Source organism: Terrimonas ferruginea DSM 30193, assembly GCF_000425585.1.
Taxonomy (GTDB): Bacteria; Bacteroidota; Bacteroidia; order Chitinophagales; family Chitinophagaceae; genus Terrimonas; species Terrimonas ferruginea.
This window is the reverse complement of sequence record NZ_AUDS01000008.1, coordinates 203,733-227,611: the sequence shown is the minus strand read 5'-3', so window position 1 is coordinate 227,611 and position 23,879 is coordinate 203,733. Positions and strand designations below refer to the sequence as shown.

Below are 23,879 nucleotides of genomic sequence, written 5' to 3'. Positions count from 1 at the left end.
GCTGCCAACCGGTAGCCGCTTTTTTGCTGCCTGCATGTATGAGGAGTAAACTGGAATTGTTTTTGTTTGGCTTTAAGCAAATGCTCTTAAAACCGAAATCATGAAACCCCTTTCCCTGCTTTTGTCTATTGCCTTTACGTTCTTCTGTTTTCAATCCAACGCGCAATCAGCTACTGAAAAAGATATCGCAGCCATCCGGCAAGCGTATGCGCAGATAAACTCGATGAAGCTGCAACCGGAAAAATTTACTTATGAAGCTGAGGGTTGTGTAGAAGAAGGCGTGGTGACTTACTACCGTAATAAGAATGCGATCGTAAAGATCGTAGAGTCGGGCAGCATCGGCGACGGCAGTTGGAAAACAGAATATTATTACCAGGCAGGAAAACCTGTTTTTGTCCTGGAGTCATTGGTGGGCGGCCCGGCGGAAGGCGCCGCAACCAGGAGCGAGTACCGTTATTATTTCAAGGACGACCAATCGCTTCGCTTTATGGATGGTAAAAACATCAATACGGAAAAAAGCAGTAAAATTTCCGAAGCGTTAAAGCATGCATATGGCTATCTGAAAGCTTACGAAAGCAAAGCGTTTGCAGGAGTGGCATGTGAGTGAACCTTATCCCACTTTTTTCTTCAGATAATAATAAATCTCAAACCCGCCGTTGAATTCGCGGGTAACAGCTGTGGTGAGCTCCCAATCTTCCTGGCCCAGGATCTCCAGTCCTTCGTCGGCATATTTTTTCTTCGCGATTAATTGTTTCGTTTGCTCGGATACATAATTGCTGCTGACCCAGAGTTTGTTTTCACCATAGTTTCGTTGAAAGACAAGCTCGGCATAAATAAATTTTGCCTCACTGGCAAGGATGGCCGGAGTCATGGAACCCCTGTCATGTGCATTCACCGTTGAAAAAGTCAACAGCAGGATCAGCAGACCAGTTATTTTCATATGATTATATTTTGTCCGGGAAAATAAGACAATAACCGGTGCTGTCGAGGTTTTTCCGTAGACGGTAAAACGCTTTCTATATAGCTACTTCAGGGGCAACTTCAACGTTACCGTACTTCCCGCTGCTACTGAAAGCGAGCGGCCGCGGATCCAGGGATTCATCAGGCGCAGGGTTTTGTAGGTGGTGCCTTCCGAGATAGCAAAAGCCGCCAGATCGGGAACGGATTTCGTTACCGTTACTTCGCGCGAAGGAACGGGCTCGTACAGGTCTTCCTTCGCTAATTTAAAGCCTAATGCTTCAGCATTGGAGAGCAAATGCTTGAACGTTAAAATGCGGAACATGTAACGGCTCGTTTCTTCCGGCAGTTGCAGGTCATAGTAATGTTTGGTTTGCTGAAAAGTCGCATTGCCATTATAGCCGCCCATACCACAATTGTAAGAGGCGGCGGCCGCGGTCCAACTGCCGAATTTGGCGTAGGCTTGTTTGAAATAAACGCAGGCAGCGTCGGTCGATCTCCGGAGGTCATAGCGATGATCTACCTGTTGGTTAACAGATAAATTATAAGACGGCGCCGTGGCAGGCATGAATTGCCAGAAGCCTACTGCGCCTGCTTTTGAAATAGCATTGTCGATCAGCGCGCTTTCCGCCACGCAGAGATATTTGAAATCGTCGGGCACACCATTCGCTTTTAATCTTTCCTCTATGAGGGGAAAGTAACGGTTGGATAGTTTGATGATGTAGAGAATATGCGGTTTGTTGTAATAGTTGAATAGCAGTTCGCGGTCGAGACGCTCCTTTACATCCCATCTATCGAGGGGCACTGCTTCGCCGGCAAAATCCATCCGTTCGGGTATCTCAGGCTGCATGGAGATTGCTGTAATGCTGTCTTTTTGCGGAGTGGTAACGCTCTTATCGTCCCTGAATGCCAATAAAGCAACAAATAAACTACCGGCAAGGAAGGCGAGGGTCCAGGATGTAAGTTTTTTCATGCTTTCATTGCCGAAAAAAGTATGCCATCAATTCTCCCGGCCGCCAATCTTTTGTTGCAGATAGCGGGCATTTTCAAAAGCGCCACCAGCTGTGTTATTGAAGTAAGCGTACACTTCTTTTCCTTCCTGTGATTGCTGCAGCATGAAGATGGCTTTTTGCTTCAGTAAATTTTCGCTGTAAGAACCGCGGTATCCCTGCTCGGGACCATGAAAGCGTATAAAGGCAAAGGCTGCGTGATCGGCAATGGTTTCGATATTTCCCTTCGGCAGATCGTGCAGCACCATGGCCGCATTAAACTCATCCACCAGTTCCGTCGATTCGCGGATATACCAGCTCTCGTGCCGGAACTCGACGGCTATCTTCCATTCTTCCGAGGGGTCAAAGGTTTTTACTTGTGTGAGAATTTGCTCCACCTGGCTAAAATATTCTACTGTAATCTTTCCGGGAAACTGTATCAGCAGGCAACCTTTCTTTTTCCCGATGCCATCGGCGGCCTCCATGAACTTTTCTATAATGGCTTCATCATACTTCAATTCTTTGGCGTGGGTAACATCGCGGTTTAGTTTCAGGGTGAAACGGAAATCATCGGGCCCTTCTGCCGCCCATTTTTCACAGGTTTTACGAAGCGGAATTTTAAAAAAGGAACTGTTGACCTCTATGGTGTTGAACAGGCTTGCATAATAATGCAACCGGCTTTTCGATTGATAATCCGCCGGGAAAGTCGATTTGTTGCCCGGCATTTGTCCGTTGCTGATCCCAAGCCATATTTTTCCTTTTGTCATAACTATATCTATCGGGGTCAAAGGATATGCCACCATTATTTAAAAGCGGTACAGTATTAGAATGCTTTTATATATACCGTTGCAAAAAGAACACCATTTATGCCAAGTAAATCAAAAGGTACAAAAGCAACTTTCCCCAAAAAGGTGAAGCCCATGCTCGCCACCCTGGTCGACAAACCATTCGACGAACCCGGTTGGATCTATGAAGTAAAGTGGGACGGCTACCGGGCTCTTGCCCTGGCAAATAAAGGGAAAGTGAGCTTGGTTTCCCGCAACAACAAATCCTTCAACGAAAAATTTTATCCCATAAAGGCGGAGATGGAAAAATGGAAAATCAGTGCCGTGGTGGACGGAGAGGTAGTGGTGCCCGATGAAAAAGGCATCGCCCGGTTCGGTGCGTTGCAAAACTGGCGCAGTGAAGCGGATGGTCCGTTATTGTTTTATGTCTTCGATATCCTGCATTTAAATGGTTACGACCTGAAAAAGCTGCCGCTAAGCGAACGAAGAGCCTTGCTGAAAAAACACCTGCCGGCCTCTGACACCATCAGGCTCAGTGAAAACTTTGATACACCAGCTTCTTCTTTTCTCGCCAGGGCTTCCAAATTAGGAATGGAAGGCATTATGGCTAAAAAAGCAGACAGCACTTACGTCGAAGGAGACCGGTCAACAACCTGGCTGAAGATCAAAGCCAATAAAAGACAGGAAGTAGTGATCGGTGGGTTTACGCAAAACGAAGGATCGTCCAAACCGTTCAGCTCCCTACTGGTGGGCGTATTCAATCATAAAAACAAACTTGATTATATCGGCAAGATCGGCACCGGCTTCAATGTAAAAACGCAGAAAGAAATTTTATTACAAATGATGAAATTGAAATCCACGCGTGTGCCGTTCAGTGAGACGCCGGATGTCAACAAACCTTCGCGGTTTCGTCCGGACCCGCCCAAAGCCAAAGCAACATGGTTGAAACCTCAACTCGTTTGTGAGGTAAGCTATGCGGAGATAACCAGCGATGGCGTGATGCGGCATCCGTCATTCGAAGGAATGCGGATCGATAAAAAACCAAAAGAAGTGATAAGGGAAAAGGCCGTCAGTACAAAAAAGGTTACCTCTGAATATACCAGGGCCGCAAAGGATGGCGGTCGCAAAACATTACTCAATCCAACCGAAAATACGCAGGTAAGAAAAGTAAACGGCCATGAACTGAAATTTACCAATCTCAGTAAAATCTTCTGGCCGAAAGAGGGTCACACCAAGCGCGACATGCTCAATTATTATTACCAGGTTGCGCCATATATTCTTCCTTATCTTAAAGACCGCCCGCAATCGCTCAACCGCTTTCCCAATGGGATCAATGGTAAAAGTTTTTATCACAAAGATGTAACGAACAGTGCACCTGACTGGGTAAAAATGGAACCATACACCACTTCGGAAGGAGAGGCTAAAAACTTCCTGGTGCCGGAGGACGAGGCCGCCATTTTATACATGGCCAATCTCGGGTCAATAGAAATGAATCCCTGGAACAGTACGATCCATCAAGAAGATTATCCGGATTGGTGCATGATCGACCTGGATCCTTCTGCAAAGAATACGTTTGATCAGGTGATCGAAACGGCGCTGGTGACAAAGGAAGTGCTGGATCACATGGGCATTAAAGGATACCCCAAAACATCGGGTTCCACCGGCATGCATATCTATATCCCGATGGGTGCAAAATATGATTACGACCAATGTCAATTACTGGGTAAGATCATTGCCACGCAGGTGAACCAGCTTCTTCCGGAGATGACCACCATCGAACGATTGGTAAAAAACAGGAAAAATAAGTTATACATTGACTACCTGCAGAACCGGCCGAAGGCGACGCTTGCCGCGCCGTATTCGCTGCGGCCCAAGCCCGGTGCAACAGTATCCATGCCGCTGCATTGGGAAGAAGTAAAGAAAGGGTTGAAGCTAAAAGATTTTACCATTCAAAATGCCGTGGCCCGGATCAGGCGGGAAGGCGACATATTTAAACCGGTACTCGGAAAAGGAATAAATCTTGCACGCGTACTGAAAGGTGCTTAAATAGTATCAAATGAAAATTGCCACTTACAATGTAAACGGAGTGAACGGGAGATTGCCGGTCCTGTTGAAATGGCTGAAAACTGCGTCGCCGGACATCGTGTGCCTGCAGGAATTGAAATCGCCGGATGAAAAATTCCCCCTGGAATCCATCAACAAAGCCGGCTATCATGCTATCTGGCACGGGCAGAAGAGCTGGAACGGCGTGGCCATTCTTTCAAAATATAAAATGGAAGAAAGACGCCGTGGATTGGCCGGCGATAAGGACGACATCCAAAGCCGCTACATCGAGGCTTCGATCAACGGATTGATCATTGGCTGCCTTTATCTGCCGAACGGCAATCCGTATCCGGGGCCGAAGTTTGAATATAAATTGAAATGGTTCAGGCGGCTGAGCCGTCACGCAAAGAGTTTACTGAAACTGGATGAACCGGTGATATTGACCGGCGATTACAATGTGATGCCGACCGAACTCGATGTGTACAAGCCCGAGCGTTGGATCAATGATGCCTTGTTCCGGAAAGAAGTGCGTGCCGCATTTAAAAAATTGGTGGACCAGGGTTGGACCGACGCCATACGCCACCTGCATCCGGATGAAACGATCTACACGTTCTGGGATTACTTCCGCAATGCTTATGCGCGTAATGCGGGATTAAGGATTGATCACTTTTTGCTAAGCCCGCACTGCGTAAAACTGCTGAAACGGGCCGAAGTGGACAAGCAGGTGCGCGGTTGGGAAAAGACAAGTGATCACGCGCCGGTATGGATTGAGCTGAAAGGGAACCAGCTTAATAATAAATGATGGTTCGGGTTTCTGTATGAAAATCCACGCCGTCTTCGGTAACATCCGTTTTCTTCGTCCAGTTTCCTTTAGCGTCGTATTCATAAATCCACCTGGTCGTGCCGATCAGCTTTGTGCCTTGTTTATAATTGGTTTCCTGGATTTTGTTGCCTTTGTCATCGAACAATCTGACAAACTTAAAATCCACCTCTTTCCGGCCATTGAACCAGGTTTCTTCTACCGGGTTTCCTTTTTCATCGTAAACAAATTTTCTGTAGCTGTTTGCATAACCCGGCGTTTCCAATAGGTAATCCGTCTTGTTGTTTTTGTTATCGTATGTGTAAGTGGTTTTGCTGGAAAGGGTTCCGTCTTTTTTGTAGCCGCTGATTTCAATCAGGTTACTGCGATCATCGTATTTGTAGGTATAACGACGATCGAGTTCGCCTTCCATCGTGTATTCGAGTTGATCGATGTGGCGGCCTTTGTCGTCGTAGAGGTATTTTTTCTTAATGGTAGGTTTCAGTTCTTTACTGAAATAGGTGAGGTCTGCTTTTTTCTCTTTGGGAGTATAGGTATAGGTGATGCGGTAAGAAAGACTGTCGTTGCCGAGAAATTCGTTATACTCCGTTCGGTAACCGGTGCTGTTGAATTTAGTGAGATATCCGTATGAATTTTCCCAGGGTGTGAAGACACCATTTTTTTTATAACGGTGCGTCTGTTTTATCTGCAGTGACTTTACTTTTCCCTTCAATTCAAGTTCATTCCAGGCGGTTTTTTGAGCATTGGCCGATAGTGCAAATGTCAGCAGTAAGGCGAGGAGCAGTTTCATATAAAGAGGTTTAATAGCTATAGGCAAAATAGCTATACCCGCTTTATGGGAAATACCCGGGAGAGGGTATTATACGTGCGGATGCATCAAAACAGGATTGTCCTCCGGGTCTGTTAATAGAAAATGAGGCCGGACCGCTGGTGTTTTCATCCGCTTTGTCTTGTTAACACCATCATAAGCGTCTGCGAGAGCCGGGCAGTTTACTTTAAACTTATTACTTCTTCAGCTCATTAAACTTAATATAATTATACTCAAGGGAACATTCAAAAAGCTGGTTCAACAATTGAATATGTCCTGATCCATACAAAACCAATATCCGGTCATCAGGTGAGGTAGTGATCTGCTGAATATGCCGGAAAATACGGAGGTTGCGGCTGTACCAATGCATGGCAAGTGCGTCGGCCCCGCGGGTATTTCCCAATTTGAAATCACCAATCAGGTAAGCGCCAAAACCGCGGTTCAATACTTTTTCGGAATTCATGTATTTGAAAAAATCCAGTAAGGGAAGTTTTGCCGCCAGCACATCTTTATACTCGTAGAATTTTTTATAGAGCTGCGAAAGCGAGTCGTCGTTCTGGAAATCCCAGTCCTTGTAGATGCTGTCGATCAGCGGGCGGTATAAATTCGAATCTTTTGAGTTGCGCAGGCTTGAAACAAAAGGCATATCGTCTGTTCCGTAAATAGTATCGAGATTGAACCGGTCCAGTAAACGGAAGCCGATTTGTTCCCTCTCGTCGGCACCCAGTTCTCTTTTGCCGGCCTTGTATTCACGATAGCGCTGCATCAGGTAACCGGTGTTCCGTCCGGCTTCCACCGCAATTTTCGTTGGTTTAAACCTGGCGATATAATCCAGTAAAGCGGCAAGTTCCTTCTGTTTTTCTTTGCTCTTGATGTCTACCTGTTTGTCTTTGGATGTCTTATGCGCATCGAGGTTATAGTAGGCAAAATGGAAAGAACCTACCAGGAAAACGGAGGGTTGTTTTCTGTTTCCGATAAGAAAGTTGTCCGGATCGACTGGTTTCTGTGCTGAAAGGTTTGCGCAGCAAAATAGCGTTGTAAAGCAGAGGAGGATGTTTGGTAAATGTTTCATGTGCCAAAGCTATTATCGCTTGCTATTCCTTATCCGGCCGATCTGCCAACAAGGGCAATGGCTCTTCATAAAGTACCGGATAAAGATTCGCAGATTGAAACAGGATTTTCGCAGATCGGAAGACGGTTATCCTCTGCGCTTTAATACTTTTGAGCATGCGTCTTCGTTTTTGGCATCTGCTGATTTGTTTTTTCGTCTTCTATGTATTCTGGGATGGCGCCATCGATTACTTCGCCAACAGGCCTTTTTTTAACGACGACAGTTTTACGTTCAAAATAATTGTGCTGACGATAACCACTTTTACCTCTTTTTTCCTCTATCCGTTATCGATCTGTATCTGGTTTGGAAGGTTTCTGCCGGGAAGGGTAGTGCGCGCGCTTTTGTTGTGTCTGCTCTGTATCCCCGTTATTATTTTTTTTCGCTACTTTTTGCAGGAAATTGTCTGTCCCGCCGTGTTTGGTTTTGGTAACTATTTTCGTCCGGTTTCTGCGAAATATTACTTTCAGGACAACCTGTATTTCGCCGTATTATTTTCCTGTTTCGGGCTGGCGTATTTTTTTGTTGGTTATATAAGAGTATCGGAGCGAAGGCAGGCAGCGTTGACTATTGCCGCCAAAGAATCGGAGCTGGCTTTCCTGAAATCGCAGATCAATCCGCATTTTCTCTTCAATACCCTGAACAGCATCTATACACTTGTTTACCAGAAAAATGACAATGCGCTCTTTGCTACGGAAAAACTGTCGTCTTTGTTGCGCTATGCATTGTATGAGGAGCGGATGGAAGTAGATCTGGAAACGGAGATCAACCATCTTAAAGATTTTATTGAACTGCAAAGGTTGCGTGTTGGCGAGGAAGTGGCGTTGAATATGGATGTAGAGAACATTGATGGCAGTCTGTTGATCAGTCCGCATTTGCTGATCAACCTGGCGGAGAATGCTTTCAAACACGGAGATTTCACCGATCCGGCAGCTCCGCTGATCATCAGGGCTACGACGAATGACAATACGCTTATCTATCATATTGCCAACAAAAAAGCAAGCAAACCGGTAATGCAGGGTGGTATCGGGCTGCAAAATATAAAACGAAGGCTGGAACTGTTATATGAAAACAGGCATACCTGCCGGATCAACGAATCGGATCAGCAATTTTCCATTACTTTGACAATTGCACTTTGATTAACTCAGAACACATATTGAACTGCGCCATTGCAGACGATGAGCCGTTGCCCATCGAGTTGCTGCGCGATTATATCAGCCGTACGCCCGGATTGAAACTGGTAACGGCCTCCCGCAACCCCGTGGAGCTGATTGCCTTGCTGGAGCAACAGCCGGTAGACATCTTATTTCTGGACATACAGATGCCTGAACTGGATGGCTTCCAGGTGGCAAATTTGTTACGCGGAAAATGCGAGATCGTGTTGACCACGGCATTTCCGCAATATGCGCTGAAGGGATATGAATACGATGTGGTGGATTACCTGCTGAAGCCATTCAGCTTTGAGCGCTTCCTCGGCGCGATCAATAAATGTCGTAAAAGGATAGCCGCACAATCGAAGAGTATACCGGCTCAGGCAAATGATCAGCCCGAGGCGGGCTATTTTTTTGTGAAAACGGGTTCCCGGTTGATGAAGGTCTTTTATGATGATGTGTTATACCTCGAGGCGATGCGCGACTATATCAGCATTCATTTACCCAATGAAAAACTAATGACACTGCAAAGCCTGACCAGCTTCGAGGAACAACTGCCTGAACGGTTCATCCGTGTTCACCGGTCGTATATTATCAATGCTGACAAAGTAAATTTTATCGAAGGAAATAAAATCGGCATTGAGAAAAATCTTATTCCGGTGGGAGAGAAATACCAATCGCGCCTGGGCAGATTATCGGGAAAGCCTTAAATTTATAGGACGGTATCGTTCACGATTAGTATAAGTATGTAAAAATTGTGAATGAAAATGAATACATCATTGGGACTTTTGCTCCTTCGTTTGTTTATCGGTCTGCGGTTGGTTTATGGTGTGATCGATAATATTATCAGTTGGGCCAGGATGAAAGAATTTGAGGCCTTTCTTGCGCAATTCAACTTCCCTTTTCCTTTATTGTCGGCAAATGTATCGGTCTATTTACAGGCGATTTGTGGTATTGGTATACTCATAGGATACCAGGTAAGGATTGCCTCGATGCTCATGGTGCTGAACTTTGGGATAGCAGTATTTGTTCATTTTAAAATGGGCGATACAATAGAAGGGATGACACCGGCATTGGCGTTGTTGTTTGGTTGTTTGTGTTTGTTTTTTACGGGAGCGGGGCGCTATGCTATTGATAAGAGCGGGAGGTGACCTGTTGGATTAGAGCTTCAATTTCCGGAGGCGTTTTCTCGAGCCATTGTAAATCGACCTTCTTTTTGAGGTTAGGTGTCTTGATGATCAGCAAATAGTTGTTATTATCCTTTTCTATTTTCCAATCAGTAACATCGGCCCAGTCGATGGTGACGGACTGGTGCCGGTCGGTTATGGTTATGGAAATAAAATCGAAGGACAGGATTATGGAATCATTGAACAGTCTTTTAGCCGTGGGGAAAAGAGAAAGGCCGAAAACGATAAAAACAGCGATCGATACCGGGACGGCTAATCTGCGATCCAGCGCCTGGGTGTAGAATGAATAAAAGATGCCTCCGCCAAGCAGCAGGGTAATAAAGGCGAGCATAAGGGCTAATCTTTTCCTGTTGTATCTGATTTCTATTGGGCGCATCGTTGGTGGACGAAAGTTAGAGAAGTTTATTTATTCCACCGAAAGCACATTGGCGCCGAGTTCTTCGTTGTGTTCACGTTCCAGTCTTTTATCGTGTACCGTAATAGCGATCTCCAAAGAACCTGTACCAACGGTTCCGGATAGAATATGTCCGCCGTAAGCGACGAAGTCGCGGCCCGTAACTACGCCATGTGTATGGATTGAAGGTTTGCCATTCTGCCAGGCGATGCTGCCGAGCATGCCGGACATTTCCACATCGCGAAATTCTTTGGGGTTGTACTGTTTTGTTTTTGCATCAAAAAATCCGAATGTCACATTCACGAAGCCCATGCCGGTGAAATTGGCAGAGGGAATATTTTCGGCAACGGCAAATTTTTCCAGGTGTTGGATGATGCTGTCGCCCTGGCGGAGTACCATGAGGTAGCCGGTGGGCGTTTTGGTGTAGCGGCTTTGGGCGGAGGCTTCCGTGGCGGTGATGAATACAAGTATGCTCAGGAGTAAACGCATAGGTTTTTTTAGGGGAAGGGCTGCAAAAAACGGGCTAGTGTATCCCACACGCTGTCAATTATAGCTGTTGATTAGATTTACCACAACTTTTGTCATGATATCTTTCTCTTCCGGCCGGCTTTCTGCAATCATCAATGTGAGTGCAACGAGTGCATTATCGGCTATTCTTTTGCTGCCATTCGAATTATACAGTAATCCATTTTTTTCCAAAAACCAAACGAAAAGAAATGCAGCAATTCGTTTATTGCCATCAGAAAACGAATGATTTTTTATGATCAGGTAGATAAAAGTAGCGGCTTTTTCTTCGATACTGGGGTACAAGTCAGTAGATTCAAAAGTTTGATATATAGTGGCGATGGAACTTTTGAATGATTCGTCCTTTTCGTTTCCAAAAAGACTGCCGCTGCCAAACCGTTCCTTCATACTATATACTACTTTCATTGCCTCTTCATAAGTTGCTACAAATGAACTTGTGGTATGAATGCCATCCACGGTAAGTTTCTGGTGATCATATTTGTCTAATATATCAAGCGCATAAGTATAGTCGGTCAGTACTTTTAATAATCCGCTGGCTTCGTCGGTCGTAAGGTCCGTTGCTTCCAGTACATTGCCCAACAGTCCCACAGTTTTTTTGAGGGTTTCCAATTGTTGTACCTGCTCTTTCAGTCTTTTTTCGTTCAGTGAATAACCTTTGACGAGGTATTCTCTGAGCACACGATTAGCCCAGATACGAAAGTGTGTACCCAGAACCGAATTTACCCTATATCCAACGGAGATAATAATATCCAGGTTATACCGGGTTATCTGACGCTTAATGTTTCGCTTTCCTTCTTGTTGAACTTGTGCAAAAATTGCACAAGTTGCAGCCTCGTCCAGTTCTCCGGATTTGTAAATGTTTTTGATATGTCTTGAAATGGAGGTTCTGTCAGTCTCGAAAAGCGCTGCCAATTGATATTGGTCGAGCCAGATAGTGTCTTTATCAAGAGTTACCTCTATAGAAGCCTTTCCATCAGAAGATTGATAAAAGACAATATTTTTATTTGCAGACATGGTTCAGCTTTTACAATATAACAAGGCAATATACATTACGGAATACCGAATTGGTACAAACAGAAATAAGATTAAAATACCCATTTAGAAAACGGAAGAATGCAGGTGCGAGGGCTGTGTATTTGAGTGATCAATCAGTGCAATTCCGGTGAAATTTTCTCAGCCCTCATGCTTATAAACAGCAAATAACTTCCAGAAAGCCGTGCGGTGTTTGAAATCGAACTGTTGCTTCTTGAAATCATTTAACACCAGGTCGATATGATCGGCGCTCATATCGTATTTGCCCAGCATAATCTCTCGTTCCGAAGTATACAGGCCTGTCTTGTGCTGACAGAGATGGATATTCTGTTCGGTCACCTCTTCAAAAATCAGCACATCATGCAACTGGTATTGGGGCAGTGATTCAGGGTGAGGAATGTTGGGGTTGAAGGTAAGCGCCAGCATATTGTGATTATTGGCCTCGGGAAGCACCAACCGTGGAAAAGCTGCCCAGTCGTTGAACTGTAATTCCTGGTAGCAACACTTCATATATATATTATCGTTGATGAAAGGCACTTCACGCAGCTGTAGCTTAATGATATGGTTCTCGTCCTCAATGAGTTTGTCGCCGTTGAACTTCAGGATTTCATTGATTGTCAGGTGATCGCTGATGAACTGACCGACCGGAATGCAAAAATAATTGGCAATCTGCACTACTGTCTCTATGCGGGGTTCGGCCCGGCTCTCTTCATATGAGGAGATATTACCGCGGGTAAGGTTAAACAAATCAGCGAAAGCCTGCTGGCTCAAACCCTTTGTGGTGCGTATTTTTTTGATATTAGCCCCGATCTTGGTCATACATGCAAAGATAGGTGATATTTTTTTTAACTACAATGCAAATATTTTTTGCAATTGGCCAATTTGTTTGTAAATTTGTTCTATCAGTCGTTAACCAACCGCCCATGAGTTATTTAGAAACCATCGAAGATTTTGCCAAGCGGCTCCATTGCAGGATCATCTACAAGAGTGAGCAAAACGGCATTCTCAAGATCGACAACCAGCCCGACGGCATTCACAACCTGATCATCGGTATCGCACCGCCCATCCTGATCATGGAACAGTTCCTGTTTTCCTTCCGCGAAGACAATATGGACATGTTCAAACGTCTCCTGCAAAAAAACAGGGACACGATTCACGGTGCTTTCGTAATCAACGAAGACGGCGATAAAGTGCTTTTCCGCTACACCATGCAATTGGGTAACATCGATTTCAATGAGTTCGAAGGCGCACTCAATTCACTCGGCCTCCTGCTCAGCGAATTTGCACAACCCATCATCGGTTTTTCCAAATTGTAATCCCTATTAATAACGGTTATTTTTTATCATAAAATTTTGCAGCCATGAACATTTTCAAACGACTCTTCAGAATAGGACAGGCAGAAATACACGCCGCAGTGGACAAAATGGAAGACCCCGTGAAGATGACAGAGCAGGGACTCCGCGAATTGCGCAAAGACCTTACCGAAGCAACAGAAGCATATGCCCAGGTAAAAGCACTGGCCATACGCACCGAAAACGACCAGGCACATTGCCTGCAGGAGTCGACCACTTACGCCGAAAAGGCCATCCTGATTATGCAGAAAGCACAGTCAGGACAAGTGGACATGACCAAGGCTGAAGAGCTCGCAAGAGAAGCGCTTTCGCTTCGCAGAAAGTATTATACGGAAGCCGAAGAACTCGGCAGTCAGTCTGCCGCATTGCAACAGTCTTCACGCGAGATGCTGCGCAATACCGAGATTCTCAAAGAGAATATGGAGAAATGGGAGAAAGAACTCCGTACCTTAAAGGCACGCGTAAAAGTGAGCAAAGCCACCGAACAGGTCAATAAACAACTGGCACAACTCGATAATAACGGCACTATCGCCATGCTCGAACGCATGAAGGCAAAAGTAGAAGACCAGGAAGCATTGTCACAGGCTTACGGCGAAATAGCACGCGATAAACATAGCCTCAAAGACGAACTGAACAGCCTTCTAAAAGACGATTCCCTGTCGATCGAAAAAGACCTGCAGGCCATCAAAGAAAAACTCGGCATCAAGGAAAACGAATAATAATCTATGCTTTTAAGTATCACCGACATCCTGTTTCATCCGCTTAGCAATGCCATCATGACGGTGCTCACCGGCATCACCGCTATCTATTGGATTTTTACTTTTCTCGCCGGTGATCTCTTTGGTGATGCCGATGCAGACGTGGATGTACATGGCGCCGATGTAGATACAGATACGGACGCAGATGTGGGAGAGTCCACCGGCGATAAACCATTTTTCCAGAAAGCACTTGAATTTGTTAACATAGGCAAAGTACCGTTTATGGTAGTTTATACTACCTTCAAATTCATCGCATGGATCGTTACCCTGACCACGTCGGTAGCATTCGGACTCGCCGCCTGGGGTTGGAAATCGGTACTCATTTTAATACCCGTCTTCCTGGTGGCATTCCTGATCACGCGGTACGCAACCAAACCATTAGTAAAAGTTTATCACGCAATGGGCTATAACGGAGAAGAAGGACACGAACTACTCGGCAGAACCGCACGAATGCGTTCAACCATTTCCGGCAATACGATCGGTGCCGCAGAACTGAAGATTAAAAGCGATGTAATACGCGTCAATGTGAAAAGTAAAACCGGCGATCCTATTCCCTATGACGCCGAGGTAATGATCGCCGATGAGTCTGCCGATAAAAAGTATTACCTCGTGGTGCCCGAGATCAACCTGGCCAATGTAGTATAATCATCATTAATATATCTTTTACAAGTCACCATTCACTTTAATCGTAACTAAAACACAACACAACTATGGGAGAAATCGGTGGAATCAGTTTATTGTTTGTCGGAGGAATTGCTTTTATCATTTTCATTATCCTCTTTGCTTTTGCTACGTTTTACAAAAAAATCCCTCAGGGAAAAGCAATCGTCCGTACCGGTGTCGGCGGCGGTAAAGTTGCCTTCAACAAAGGTATGTACGTGATTCCCGTGCTTCACAAAATGGAGATCATGGACATCTCCGTTAAAAAACTGCAGATCGACAGGATGGAAAACGACGGCCTTATCTGTAAGGACAATATCCGCGCAGATATCAAAGTGGCGTTCTTCGTCCGTGTAAACAAAAATGCAGACGATGTACTCAACGTAGCACAGATCATCGGCACAGAGCGGGCCAGCGATGTGGAAACACTCCGCAATCTCTTCGAGGCAAAATTCTCTGAAGCACTTAAAACGGTAGGTAAAAAATTCGATTTCATCGAACTGTATGAGGCCCGCCGTGAATTCCGAACCGAGATTCTCGACATCATCGGCACTGACCTCAACGGGTACATTCTCGACGACTGCGCCATCGACTACCTCGAACAAACCGAAATCCGGTTCCTCAGCGCACAGAATATCCTCGATTCACAGGGTATCAAAAAGATCACCGAGCTGACCGCCGAACAAAATATCAAAGCAAACCTCATTAAACGTGAGGAAGAAAAAGTGATCAAGAAACAAAACGTGGAAGCGCGCGAAGCCATCCTCGAACTTGAACGCCAGATGGCCGAGAAGGAAGAAAAACAACGCCGGGAGATCGACAATATAAAGGCCCGCGAACAAGCCGAGATGGCCAAAGTGCGCGAAGAAGAAAGACTGCGTTCAGAAACCGTGCGCATTAAAACAGAAGAGTCGCTCGCCGTACAGGAAGAGAATAAACTCCGCCAGATCATTATTGCAGAGAAAAATAAACAACGTACGGACGCAGTAGAGGCAGAGCGCGTAGAGAAAGATCGCGCATTGGAAGCCACCGAACGTGAAAAGATCGTCACCCTCGCGCAGATCGAAAGAGACAAAACCCTCGAGATTGAACGCAAGAATATACAGGACGTGATCCGCGATCGCGTACGTCTCGAAAAAGGTGTAGTGGAAGAACAGCAGGGCGTCAAAGACCTCGAAGCATTCCGCGAAGTAGAACGGAATAAAACCGTCGGCATCACACAGGCCAGCCAGCAGGCAGAAGAAAAGTTGATTTACACCGTTAAACAAGCTGAAGCAGAGAAGAAAGCTGCCGAAGAAAAGGCCAAACAACTGATCATTGACGCAGAAGCGAAGAAAGAAGCGGCAGTCAAACAAGCCGAAGCCCGCAAGATCCTCGCCGAAGCACAGGCGCGCGAAGAAGCAACCCTAGGTCTCTCCGAAGCGGAAGTAATGATGGCAAAAGCAGAAGCTGCCGAAAGACAAGGCTCTGTTGACGCAACCGTTATCGAAAAAATCGCTGAAGCAAAACGCAAGGAAGGTCTCACACAGGCCGAAGTGACCAAAGAGAAAGCGCTCGCCGAGGCTGCAGGTATCGAAGAGAAAGCAGAGGCCATGAAGAAACTCGACGCAGTCGGGAAAGATCACGAAGAGTTTAAATTATTGCTGAACAAAGAAAGAGATATCGCTCTTGCGCAGATCAATATCCAGAAAGATATTGCCGATGCGCAGGCGGCCGTTCTCGGAGATGCACTGAAATCTGCCAACATCGATATCGTAGGCGGTGAGACGATGTTCTTCAATAACATCATCAACCAGATCTCGAATGCCAAAGGTTTCGACAGATTGATCAATGAAAGTGAGAATGCTTCGCAGATCAAAACGGCTTTGATCGGCGACGGCACCAACAGCGGTGATCTGCTCGGGCGCATCCGCGAATTCGCAGACAAGTATAATATTTCAACGAACGATATCAAGAACCTGACCATTTCCAGTCTTATTCTGAAAATGCAACAGCAAAGCTCGGAAGGCGATCGCTCCTCCCTGCTGAGCCTGGCGAACCTGGCGAGCAGCCTCGGTCTCTCCAACAGAAAGCTGTGATCCGCCATGACGGATTGTTTTTAACGCTGAGAGGCTGACACCTGTCGGCCTCTCTTCTCATGGCACATTTTTAGAACAGGGATTTTTTTTCGAACGTTTATTTTTTAGCAATGGCAGGTACAGACAACAACACAACGGCAATACTGGACTCGGGCACGTATGAGATTATCCGCAACAGGCTCGAAGAGCAGCGACTCAACCTGGCACAACGCCTGGCAAAACTCAACGCCGCGCGGAAAGAGATTTTCAATTCTTCCGGGTTTCAGCTAGTGGCCAACCAGCGCATCACCACCGTCAACAACGGCGTAGCGCGCGGTATCATGGCTTTCGGCGACCTGACCATTTTTGCCTACAACGTTCACTTCGGTTTGCGCGAAGACATTAAACTGAGCGATGTATTCGGCATTTACAAATTCACCGGCGATCATTTTGAGCCGGAACCACTTACCCTGATCGAAGACGAAACCTTCATCACCGACTTTAGTAATCTCTATAAATATTACCGCGATTCAATCTTTGCCAAGTTCACCAAAACGGAGAACTATCTTTACATGATTTTCCAGACCAGTAAAAGTCCCGATGACCGGAAGGCTTTTAAGTGGTTGATCAAAGATGATCAGTTAATTTATGTAGATGACCGCAGTATCCATGAAGTAAGAAAATCAGCACAGCACGATTTTGAATGGATAAAAACGGATCTCAGTAATCGCCGGCTCGGACTGCATCCGCATATTTCTGTGCTTGATAAAGTTTTTATCGAAGCAACCAACGGCGATATCACGTTTAAAATTGAAAACAATACAGATACGGGAAAAGGTATTTTCTCCGAACCTGTACGTAATAAAGACCAGCAACTTGATGATGCGGCGTATTATTACGCGGATCTCGGCAACCTGATAGCTATTAAAATCAAGCCCTACCAGGAAGATTTTCGCGCTTATATTTTCAACGTACGTACGCGCCAGGTTGTTCCTATTCCCACGTTACTCGATGCGGGTATCCTGCTTCCCGATAACCAGGGTGTCATTTTCCCCAACGGTTATTATTTGCAAAATGGAGAATACAAAATCTTCGAATCCGATATCACCGAACTCGAATTCGTTCGAAGTATTGCATCGCCCAACGGAGAAGATTTTCTTTATATTTTTTATCAGAGAACGACCAACACCTATGTACTGATGTCATACAATATGATCGTGCAGCAGGTGGAAACGCCGATCATCTGTAATGGCTTTACGGTTTTTAATGACGGTACGCTGGTCTATTTCCGTTCGGAGAACGAAGCGATCCGTCATCACCAGGTGCAAATCTGGCAAACACCTTATACCGCCACGTTACAAGAGAATGCGGCGATGAGCAACAACGTACTGTACAAGATCGGTAACAAGGATATCGTGAGCGCAATGAGCGAAAGCCAGCAAGTGATACAGTTGTTGCAGAAGGAAGATAGTTACGAGGATCTTTATGAGGACATTAATAAGCGCACAAACGATATCATCGACGCTTATTTCTGGCTAAAGGATGAAGCTACCTTTGATCTGGCTGCACCGTTGATCCAGATCCGCGATATCGCCAGCACAGCGATAGATGAATTTGCCAAAGTACAAGCACAGCGTCAACATGCAAAAGACACGCTGGCTGCCATGCAGAAGCGAGTGGATCAACTGGTGATCGATGTAAAAAATGCAACGATCACTTCACTCGATCAATTGGTCGAATTACTCGCGTCTACCCGGAGCATGCAAGGCGCTGTGATCGATCTGCTCAACGTCCGCTATATCGACGCAAAGGCGGTCAATGAATTAAAAGAAACATTACAGCAGTACAATAGTTCTCTCTCTCAGGATACGATTCAGTTTCTCCTGAAAGAAGAAGCGCTTGCGCCTTATGAAATAAAAGTAGCCGAACAAAAGAAAGCTGCCGCTTCGGTAACGAAGGTAATAGATGCACAGCCGGTAGAAGAAGAAGTAAAGCGCATCGCTTCCGGACTGGAGATGCTGATCGATATCCTCAACAGCCTGAAGATCGATGATACCACACAAACCACGCGCATCGTCGAAAAGATTTCATTGATCTTTGCTTCGCTGAACGAAGTAAAAGCGGAGTTGGTCCGCACAGTCACTACATTGCGAAGCCAGGAATTGACAGGCGAGTTTTATGCACAGTTGACGTTGCTCGACCAGAGTATTGTCAATTTCCTCGATCTTTCCAATACGCCGGAAAAATGCGAAGACTATTTCACCAAGATCAGCATACAAATAGAAGAACTCGAAAGCAAATTCGCCGATTTCGAAGAGTTTGTGATGAAGATTGCCGACAAGCGCGACGAGATCATCAAAGCGTTCAACGGCAAAAAGGAAATGCTGATCGCGCAGATCAACAAACGCACATCTTCGCTGGAACAAATAGGATTGCGTGTGTTGAAGAATGTGGAGAACAAGGCGCAGTCCTTCAATGAAAAGGAGAGTATTTATGCTTTCTTTTCAACCGACCTGATGATCGATAAGGTCCGCAATCTCGTAGAAGAACTGAAAGACCTCGGCGATGTAGCCAAAGCAGAGAACCTGGAGAACCTTGTTAAAGTTGCACAGGAGACGGCACTCCGCAATCTCAAAGACAAAACGGATTTGTTTGTCGATGGACAAAACATCATTTCGTTGGGAAATTACAAGTTTGTTGTTAACAAACAAGTCCTCGATCTTACGATCATCCGCCGCAATGATAAATTATTTTATCACCTGATCGGCACAAGTTTTTATAAAGAAGTAAAAGCTGAATCGCTTTACCAGCACCGCGCCATCTGGGAGCAGGAACTGGTTTCGGAAAATGCCGGTGTTTATCGTGCTGAATATTTAGCTTATCAGACATTCCTGGAAAGCCTCCGGCAAAATGCTCAGTGGAATTTTGAAACATTTCTCAATGACCGTGTGGAGCGTGATTATGCGGCCGCTTACCTCAAAGGTGTGCACAACACAGATGCCATTGCTATCTTTCAGGGATTAAAAAGATTACAGGAAGAACTTGGCATTCTTCATTATTCGCCGGCTGTGCGCGTGGCGGCACAATTGTTCTGGTTCGGAATAGAAGATTCGTCGCGGAACAAGCTATTGCAGCTTATTACCGCCGCCCATTCTATCCAGGAAAGTTTTCCCGGCAGTGAGCGGGCGGCATTTGTTGCGAAAGAAATTTCCACGCGTTTCCTGCAATCGGCTCTTGCGTATGAAACGGTAGACGCGGCAGATGTTGCTCACTACCTGTACCAGGAGTTTTCGATATCGAAACAGTTTACCTGCAGCCAGCAGGCGCTTCACCTGAAAAAGTCATTCAAGGAATACCTGCAATTGAGGCGCAGGACGGAATTGTTCTTACAGGAAGTGGGTAACACAGCATTTGATATTACCGAACGCTTTTATATCATTCAGAGCTGGTTGCTCGCATTCCTCCAGACAAATACCGTTGAAGCCGATCCGCAGTATGTAGATGAGGCAGTTTGTATGCTGCTGTTCAAAGATCATCCCTATAAGGAGCGTGCAGCGGCTGATGCGCTCTTGCTCGAAGGCCTGAAGGGCACGCATGCTGTTGTTGCGGAAGACGGAAAATATTTCCTGAATTATCATCGCTTTATCCATAAGCTTCGAGCTTATTTCGCTACGGTTGTTCCCGCGTTTACGGCGTTTAATCAACTGAAAGAAGCGTTGGTCCGCGAATACAGGCAACAGTTGAAGATCAGCGAATTTGAGCCGAAGGTATTGAGCTCATTTGTGCGCAACCGCCTGATCAATGAAGTATATTTTCCATTGATCGGAGCCAATCTTTCCAAGCAGATCGGTGCGGCGGGTGACGACAAGCGCACGGCGCGGATGGGTATGTTATTATTGGTGTCTCCTCCCGGTTATGGTAAAACGACGCTGATGGAATACCTGGCCAAAACGATGGGGCTGCACTTCGTGAAAATCAACGGTCCTACGATCGGCCATTCTATTACGTCCATCGATCCGCAGGAGGCTACTACCTCCGGCGCCAGGGAAGAGTTGAAAAAGATCAACCTGTCTTTTGAAATGGCGGACAACGTGATGTTGTATGTAGACGATATCCAGCATTGCAGCCCGGAGTTTTTACAGAAATTTATTTCGTTAGCCGATGGCCAGCGTAAAATGGACGGGATATTCGAAGGCGAAAGCAAAACCTATGACCTGCGAGGCAAACGCTTTTGTATTGTCATGGCCGGCAACCCGTATACCGAGAGCGGGGAACAATTTAAGATTCCGGACATGCTGGCCAACCGGGCAGACGTCTATAACCTGGGCGATGTGATCGGTAGCTCGGATCAATTATTCAAACTCAGCCTGATCGAAAACTCCGTTGCGGAAAACAAATATCTGCAACGGATCAGCAACCGCAGCTTTGAAGACCTGTACAAGCTGATCAACTATATAGAGACGCAGAGCGAAATGCTGCCCGAGCTCGAAGGGAATTACAACCGCCAGGAAACCGACGACGCAATTGCAGTGCTGAGAAGTATTATCCGTATTCGCGACATCGTGCTCCTGGTGAACCAGCAGTATATTGCCAGCGCCGCCATGAAAGATGCCTACCGGACGGAACCGGCTTTCAAGCTACAGGGTTCCTACCGTAATATGAATAAGATGACGGGCAAGATCGTACCGCTGATGAACCCGGAAGAAGTTGATACGTTGATCCGTTCGCACTACGAAGGGGAATCACAAACGCTTACTTCCGATGCGGAAGCCAACCTGCTTAAGTTGAAAGAAATTGCGGGTTTCCTGAATGAAGAAGAAGCAACCCGCTGGCAGCATATCAAAGAAGTGTTTGTCAAGAATAACAAATTCGGAATGATGAAAGATACAGATGCCTCCGGCCAGGTACTGATCCAGTTGAGTTCGTTTAATGAACACCTCGAAGCGATAGCGAAAGCGATCAGTAAGAAGTGAGAGAAATCGTTGCTAAAAAAACGCCCGGCTTTAGCCGGGCGTTTTATAATTTAATAATGTTCGTTGTAACACCGGATTAGTAAAAACTTTACATTTGCCCGCCTTTGAAACCGGGATGTGATAGTCCCGCGCCATCCAGCATTTTTCTAACCAACCAATTATTGTTTAAGATGAAAAAAATCTTCATCGTTGCAGCTGTGGCTGCTTCTGCCGCCATTATGTCCTGCGGCGAAACCAACGTAAAATCAGAAACCGTTACGAATGCGACAGACTCCACAAAGACAGTTGACTCTGTTTTTACCGTTAATGAAGCTGAATGGGAGTTGAGAGACCTTACCGGCCTGGATTCGCTGAAACAGATTTCCGGGTTTTCGGTGAAACTTCCCAAAGGTGCAATCATCGAAAAAGACTTTCTTGATTTAAAAGTACTGTTCCCCAATGCACATGAATATGTACTGGAGATCAGGGGGCAAGAGGCATTGAGACCACTGAAGGAGTATGTGACCAACCAGCGGCTACTCGAAGTAGACAGCGCCAGATCAGCCACGAACGACACCAAGCTGATTGCGGAAGATGCTAACGGCTACATCTATTCGTCACAGGTAAAAGCCGAGGACGGCAGCCTTATTGATAAAAAACCAATTGTACACTTTACTTACTTTATTTTGAAAGGAGATCAGTTGATCCGCATTGAAGACGCACACGCCGGCGTATATGACGATAAAATGGCGAATGAAGAGAATACGAAAAAGATCTATAGCATCATTTCTTCTTCTGCTACATTTAAATAAAGCTGGAGGACATACTTTTTCAAAGCCCCGGTAATACCGGGGCTTTTTTAATGGACTTACTAACGCTCAAACCTGTGTTTTCAGCGTATCTTTTAAACCACTGTTTCTTTTGGGCGCTTCCAGTTTGAAAAGATAATCTCCGGCCTCAGGGATCGTTAATTCAACGTCACCATTTTCATTACTCACGGCCTGGATATTCATACCACCGCCGGGGTTTTTGCCTCCTTTCACTACTATACCACCGATCGGGCTGCCAGGTTTCGCCATGTCACTGCGTTTAACGCCTTTGGTACTGATACTTTTTCCGGCGGATTGTTCTCCCGTTGCAAGCCTGAATGTATAACTGCCCGCTTCAAGACCATTCATGATCACTTCACCATTGTCATTGCTTACAAATTGCAGCATATTACCGCCGGGATTTTTACCACCTTTTACGATGATGCCGCCGATGGGATTTCCGGGTGCCGCCTTCGCTTCGCTGCGCTTCAACCCTTTCTCAGAAATACTTTTTTCATTGGTCGGTGCCACTACTGCTTCGCTGCGTTTAACGCCTTTGGTACTGATACTTTTTCCGGAAGGATCATTAACGATCGCTTTCCCGGCTGCATACGAAGCCGATGCCGCTCCGCCGCGGGGGCCGGATGGTTTATTTTTCCGCGCACCCAGGTTTACCGATACACCAATGTTGATCTCTTTAATAGTATAAGTCGCCACACTCGTTACGGAAGCCCATGTACCATTCGCCAACTGCGTTGGCTCATAAATGTTATCGTCTCTGAATCCTCCCTGCGGCACGAGATAAGAAGTAGTGCGACGGATCTCCGGTCCGCTTACCAGGGATGTTTGTGCAAACACCGTAATGCGCTGCGTAAACTGGTAGCCGATTTTTAAAACAGGCTTAAATAAAATGCCTTTTACTGTTTCCTGCTCTTCGTTTACCAGCCCGATCTGCCTTTGCTCACCGTTAATATCGGCGCTGCCGGTCTGAACGGAACCGCCGGGTTTGAAATGCAGGTAGCCGGAACTGATTCCTGGCGATACGGAGAAGTTGCCAAATTGAAACTGCGCCTGCAGTCCCAGCAAACCGGCGATGCTGTTCGACATTGCATGGTCAGTATTGGCACCTATGGTGACATTGGTGTTGTGTACTTTATAACGGTTAGCAACGGCTTCATTGTCCGGCGACAGATTTTTTAATCTTGTATAATCGGCGCCAAGGGATAGGCCCAGTGAGAAACGGTTTTTTTTATAAAAAGGGAGAAAAGCATCGGCCTGGATATTATAACCATTACCGATAAGATTGTCTTTTTCTTTACCCGAAGTATTGGTAATACCGGAACTCAGGGAAAAGGTCTGTGCCGAAGCGATCTGTGCAAGTGTCAGCAGGACAAGTGTCAATTTTGTTTTCATGATGCCAGTTTGTGTTGTGATGATTTGGTTAAAAGGTTAACAGCTTTAACCAATATCAATCGTTTGCAATGATTGTTAC

23 protein-coding genes are annotated in these 23,879 nt (G+C 45.8%); 13 read left to right on the top strand and 10 right to left on the bottom strand.

What is annotated here, in order from left to right:
* The first annotated feature begins 100 nt into the window (after nucleotides 1–100).
* A complete protein-coding gene (locus H608_RS0100940) occupies nucleotides 101–607 on the top strand; it encodes a hypothetical protein (RefSeq protein WP_028786016.1) in 507 nt (168 codons plus the stop codon).
* A 3-nt stretch (nucleotides 608–610) separates the two neighbouring features.
* On the opposite strand, the gene H608_RS20820 is transcribed toward H608_RS0100940, so the two are convergent.
* From H608_RS20820 to H608_RS20810, 3 genes are all read right to left on the bottom strand, one after another.
* Complete coding sequence (locus tag H608_RS20820) at nucleotides 611–940, bottom strand: hypothetical protein (RefSeq protein ID WP_051267896.1); 330 nt, start codon at nucleotides 938–940, stop codon at nucleotides 611–613.
* Between the two features lie 84 nt (nucleotides 941–1,024).
* Complete coding sequence (locus tag H608_RS20815; RefSeq protein ID WP_071836895.1) at nucleotides 1,025–1,930, bottom strand: lytic transglycosylase domain-containing protein; 906 nt, start codon at nucleotides 1,928–1,930, stop codon at nucleotides 1,025–1,027.
* Nucleotides 1,931–1,957: 27 nt separating this feature from the next.
* Entirely contained in the window at nucleotides 1,958–2,713 is a 756-nt protein-coding gene (locus H608_RS20810) for a DUF72 domain-containing protein (RefSeq protein WP_038006593.1), read from the bottom strand.
* A 99-nt stretch (nucleotides 2,714–2,812) separates the two neighbouring features.
* Between H608_RS20810 and ligD the strand changes: the two genes are divergently transcribed.
* The gene (gene ligD, locus H608_RS20805; RefSeq protein WP_245565696.1) at nucleotides 2,813–4,777 is read left to right on the top strand and encodes a DNA ligase D; all 1,965 of its coding nucleotides are present in this window, start codon (nucleotides 2,813–2,815) and stop codon (nucleotides 4,775–4,777) included.
* 10 nt (nucleotides 4,778–4,787) lie between these two features.
* Nucleotides 4,788–5,576, top strand: a complete 789-nt coding sequence (gene xth / locus H608_RS0100915; protein ID WP_028786015.1) for an exodeoxyribonuclease III — start codon at nucleotides 4,788–4,790, stop codon at nucleotides 5,574–5,576.
* Here the strand turns inward: xth and H608_RS0100910 are convergent.
* Nucleotides 5,563–6,384, bottom strand: a complete 822-nt coding sequence (locus H608_RS0100910) for a hypothetical protein (protein ID WP_028786014.1) — start codon at nucleotides 6,382–6,384, stop codon at nucleotides 5,563–5,565. The genes xth and H608_RS0100910 overlap by 14 nt on opposite strands.
* Nucleotides 6,385–6,598: 214 nt before the next feature.
* The gene (locus H608_RS0100905) at nucleotides 6,599–7,474 is read right to left on the bottom strand and encodes a DUF5694 domain-containing protein (protein WP_028786013.1); all 876 of its coding nucleotides are present in this window, start codon (nucleotides 7,472–7,474) and stop codon (nucleotides 6,599–6,601) included.
* Here H608_RS0100905 and H608_RS24290 point away from each other — a divergent pair, their 5' ends adjacent.
* The 4 genes from H608_RS24290 to H608_RS20795 are packed head-to-tail and all read left to right on the top strand — an operon-like array spanning nucleotide 7,475 to nucleotide 9,812.
* Complete coding sequence (locus tag H608_RS24290) at nucleotides 7,475–7,618, top strand: hypothetical protein (RefSeq protein WP_155990001.1); 144 nt, start codon at nucleotides 7,475–7,477, stop codon at nucleotides 7,616–7,618.
* Between the two features lie 11 nt (nucleotides 7,619–7,629).
* Complete coding sequence (locus H608_RS20800; protein WP_051267895.1) at nucleotides 7,630–8,649, top strand: sensor histidine kinase; 1,020 nt, start codon at nucleotides 7,630–7,632, stop codon at nucleotides 8,647–8,649.
* A gap of 17 nt (nucleotides 8,650–8,666) precedes the next feature.
* Complete coding sequence (locus H608_RS0100895; protein ID WP_155990000.1) at nucleotides 8,667–9,371, top strand: LytR/AlgR family response regulator transcription factor; 705 nt, start codon at nucleotides 8,667–8,669, stop codon at nucleotides 9,369–9,371.
* 51 nt (nucleotides 9,372–9,422) lie between these two features.
* Entirely contained in the window at nucleotides 9,423–9,812 is a 390-nt protein-coding gene (locus H608_RS20795) for a DoxX family protein (protein WP_051267893.1), read from the top strand.
* Here the strand turns inward: H608_RS20795 and H608_RS0100885 are convergent.
* The 4 genes from H608_RS0100885 to H608_RS20790 form a co-directional block, all read right to left on the bottom strand.
* Nucleotides 9,790–10,179, bottom strand: coding sequence for a hypothetical protein (locus H608_RS0100885; RefSeq protein WP_028786011.1), 390 nt, complete (start codon nucleotides 10,177–10,179; stop codon nucleotides 9,790–9,792). The genes H608_RS20795 and H608_RS0100885 overlap by 23 nt on opposite strands.
* A gap of 75 nt (nucleotides 10,180–10,254) precedes the next feature.
* Entirely contained in the window at nucleotides 10,255–10,731 is a 477-nt protein-coding gene (locus H608_RS0100880) for a PPC domain-containing DNA-binding protein (protein ID WP_051267892.1), read from the bottom strand.
* A 54-nt stretch (nucleotides 10,732–10,785) separates the two neighbouring features.
* Nucleotides 10,786–11,781 carry a virulence RhuM family protein/type II toxin-antitoxin system death-on-curing family toxin gene (locus H608_RS0100875; protein ID WP_028786009.1) on the bottom strand — a complete coding sequence of 332 codons (996 nt, stop codon included), beginning with the start codon at nucleotides 11,779–11,781 and terminating at the stop codon, nucleotides 10,786–10,788.
* 159 nt (nucleotides 11,782–11,940) lie between these two features.
* A complete protein-coding gene (locus H608_RS20790; RefSeq protein ID WP_051267891.1) occupies nucleotides 11,941–12,618 on the bottom strand; it encodes a helix-turn-helix domain-containing protein in 678 nt (225 codons plus the stop codon).
* A gap of 104 nt (nucleotides 12,619–12,722) precedes the next feature.
* Here H608_RS20790 and H608_RS0100860 point away from each other — a divergent pair, with 104 nt between their 5' ends.
* From H608_RS0100860 to H608_RS0100835, 6 genes are all read left to right on the top strand, one after another.
* Complete coding sequence (locus tag H608_RS0100860) at nucleotides 12,723–13,115, top strand: YbjN domain-containing protein (protein WP_028786008.1); 393 nt, start codon at nucleotides 12,723–12,725, stop codon at nucleotides 13,113–13,115.
* A 44-nt stretch (nucleotides 13,116–13,159) separates the two neighbouring features.
* Complete coding sequence (locus H608_RS0100855) at nucleotides 13,160–13,870, top strand: PspA/IM30 family protein (protein WP_028786007.1); 711 nt, start codon at nucleotides 13,160–13,162, stop codon at nucleotides 13,868–13,870.
* A 6-nt stretch (nucleotides 13,871–13,876) separates the two neighbouring features.
* Nucleotides 13,877–14,554: an OB-fold-containig protein gene (locus H608_RS0100850; protein ID WP_028786006.1), complete on the top strand. Its 678-nt coding sequence runs from the start codon at nucleotides 13,877–13,879 to the stop codon at nucleotides 14,552–14,554.
* Nucleotides 14,555–14,619: 65 nt separating this feature from the next.
* Nucleotides 14,620–16,647, top strand: coding sequence for a flotillin family protein (locus H608_RS0100845; protein ID WP_028786005.1), 2,028 nt, complete (start codon nucleotides 14,620–14,622; stop codon nucleotides 16,645–16,647).
* Nucleotides 16,648–16,757: 110 nt separating this feature from the next.
* Nucleotides 16,758–21,599, top strand: coding sequence for a DNA repair ATPase (locus tag H608_RS0100840; protein ID WP_028786004.1), 4,842 nt, complete (start codon nucleotides 16,758–16,760; stop codon nucleotides 21,597–21,599).
* 170 nt (nucleotides 21,600–21,769) lie between these two features.
* Nucleotides 21,770–22,390, top strand: coding sequence for a hypothetical protein (locus H608_RS0100835; protein ID WP_028786003.1), 621 nt, complete (start codon nucleotides 21,770–21,772; stop codon nucleotides 22,388–22,390).
* A gap of 66 nt (nucleotides 22,391–22,456) precedes the next feature.
* Here the strand turns inward: H608_RS0100835 and H608_RS0100830 are convergent, their stop codons facing one another.
* Entirely contained in the window at nucleotides 22,457–23,800 is a 1,344-nt protein-coding gene (locus tag H608_RS0100830; protein ID WP_028786002.1) for a hypothetical protein, read from the bottom strand.
* Nucleotides 23,801–23,879: the final 79 nt, after the last annotated feature.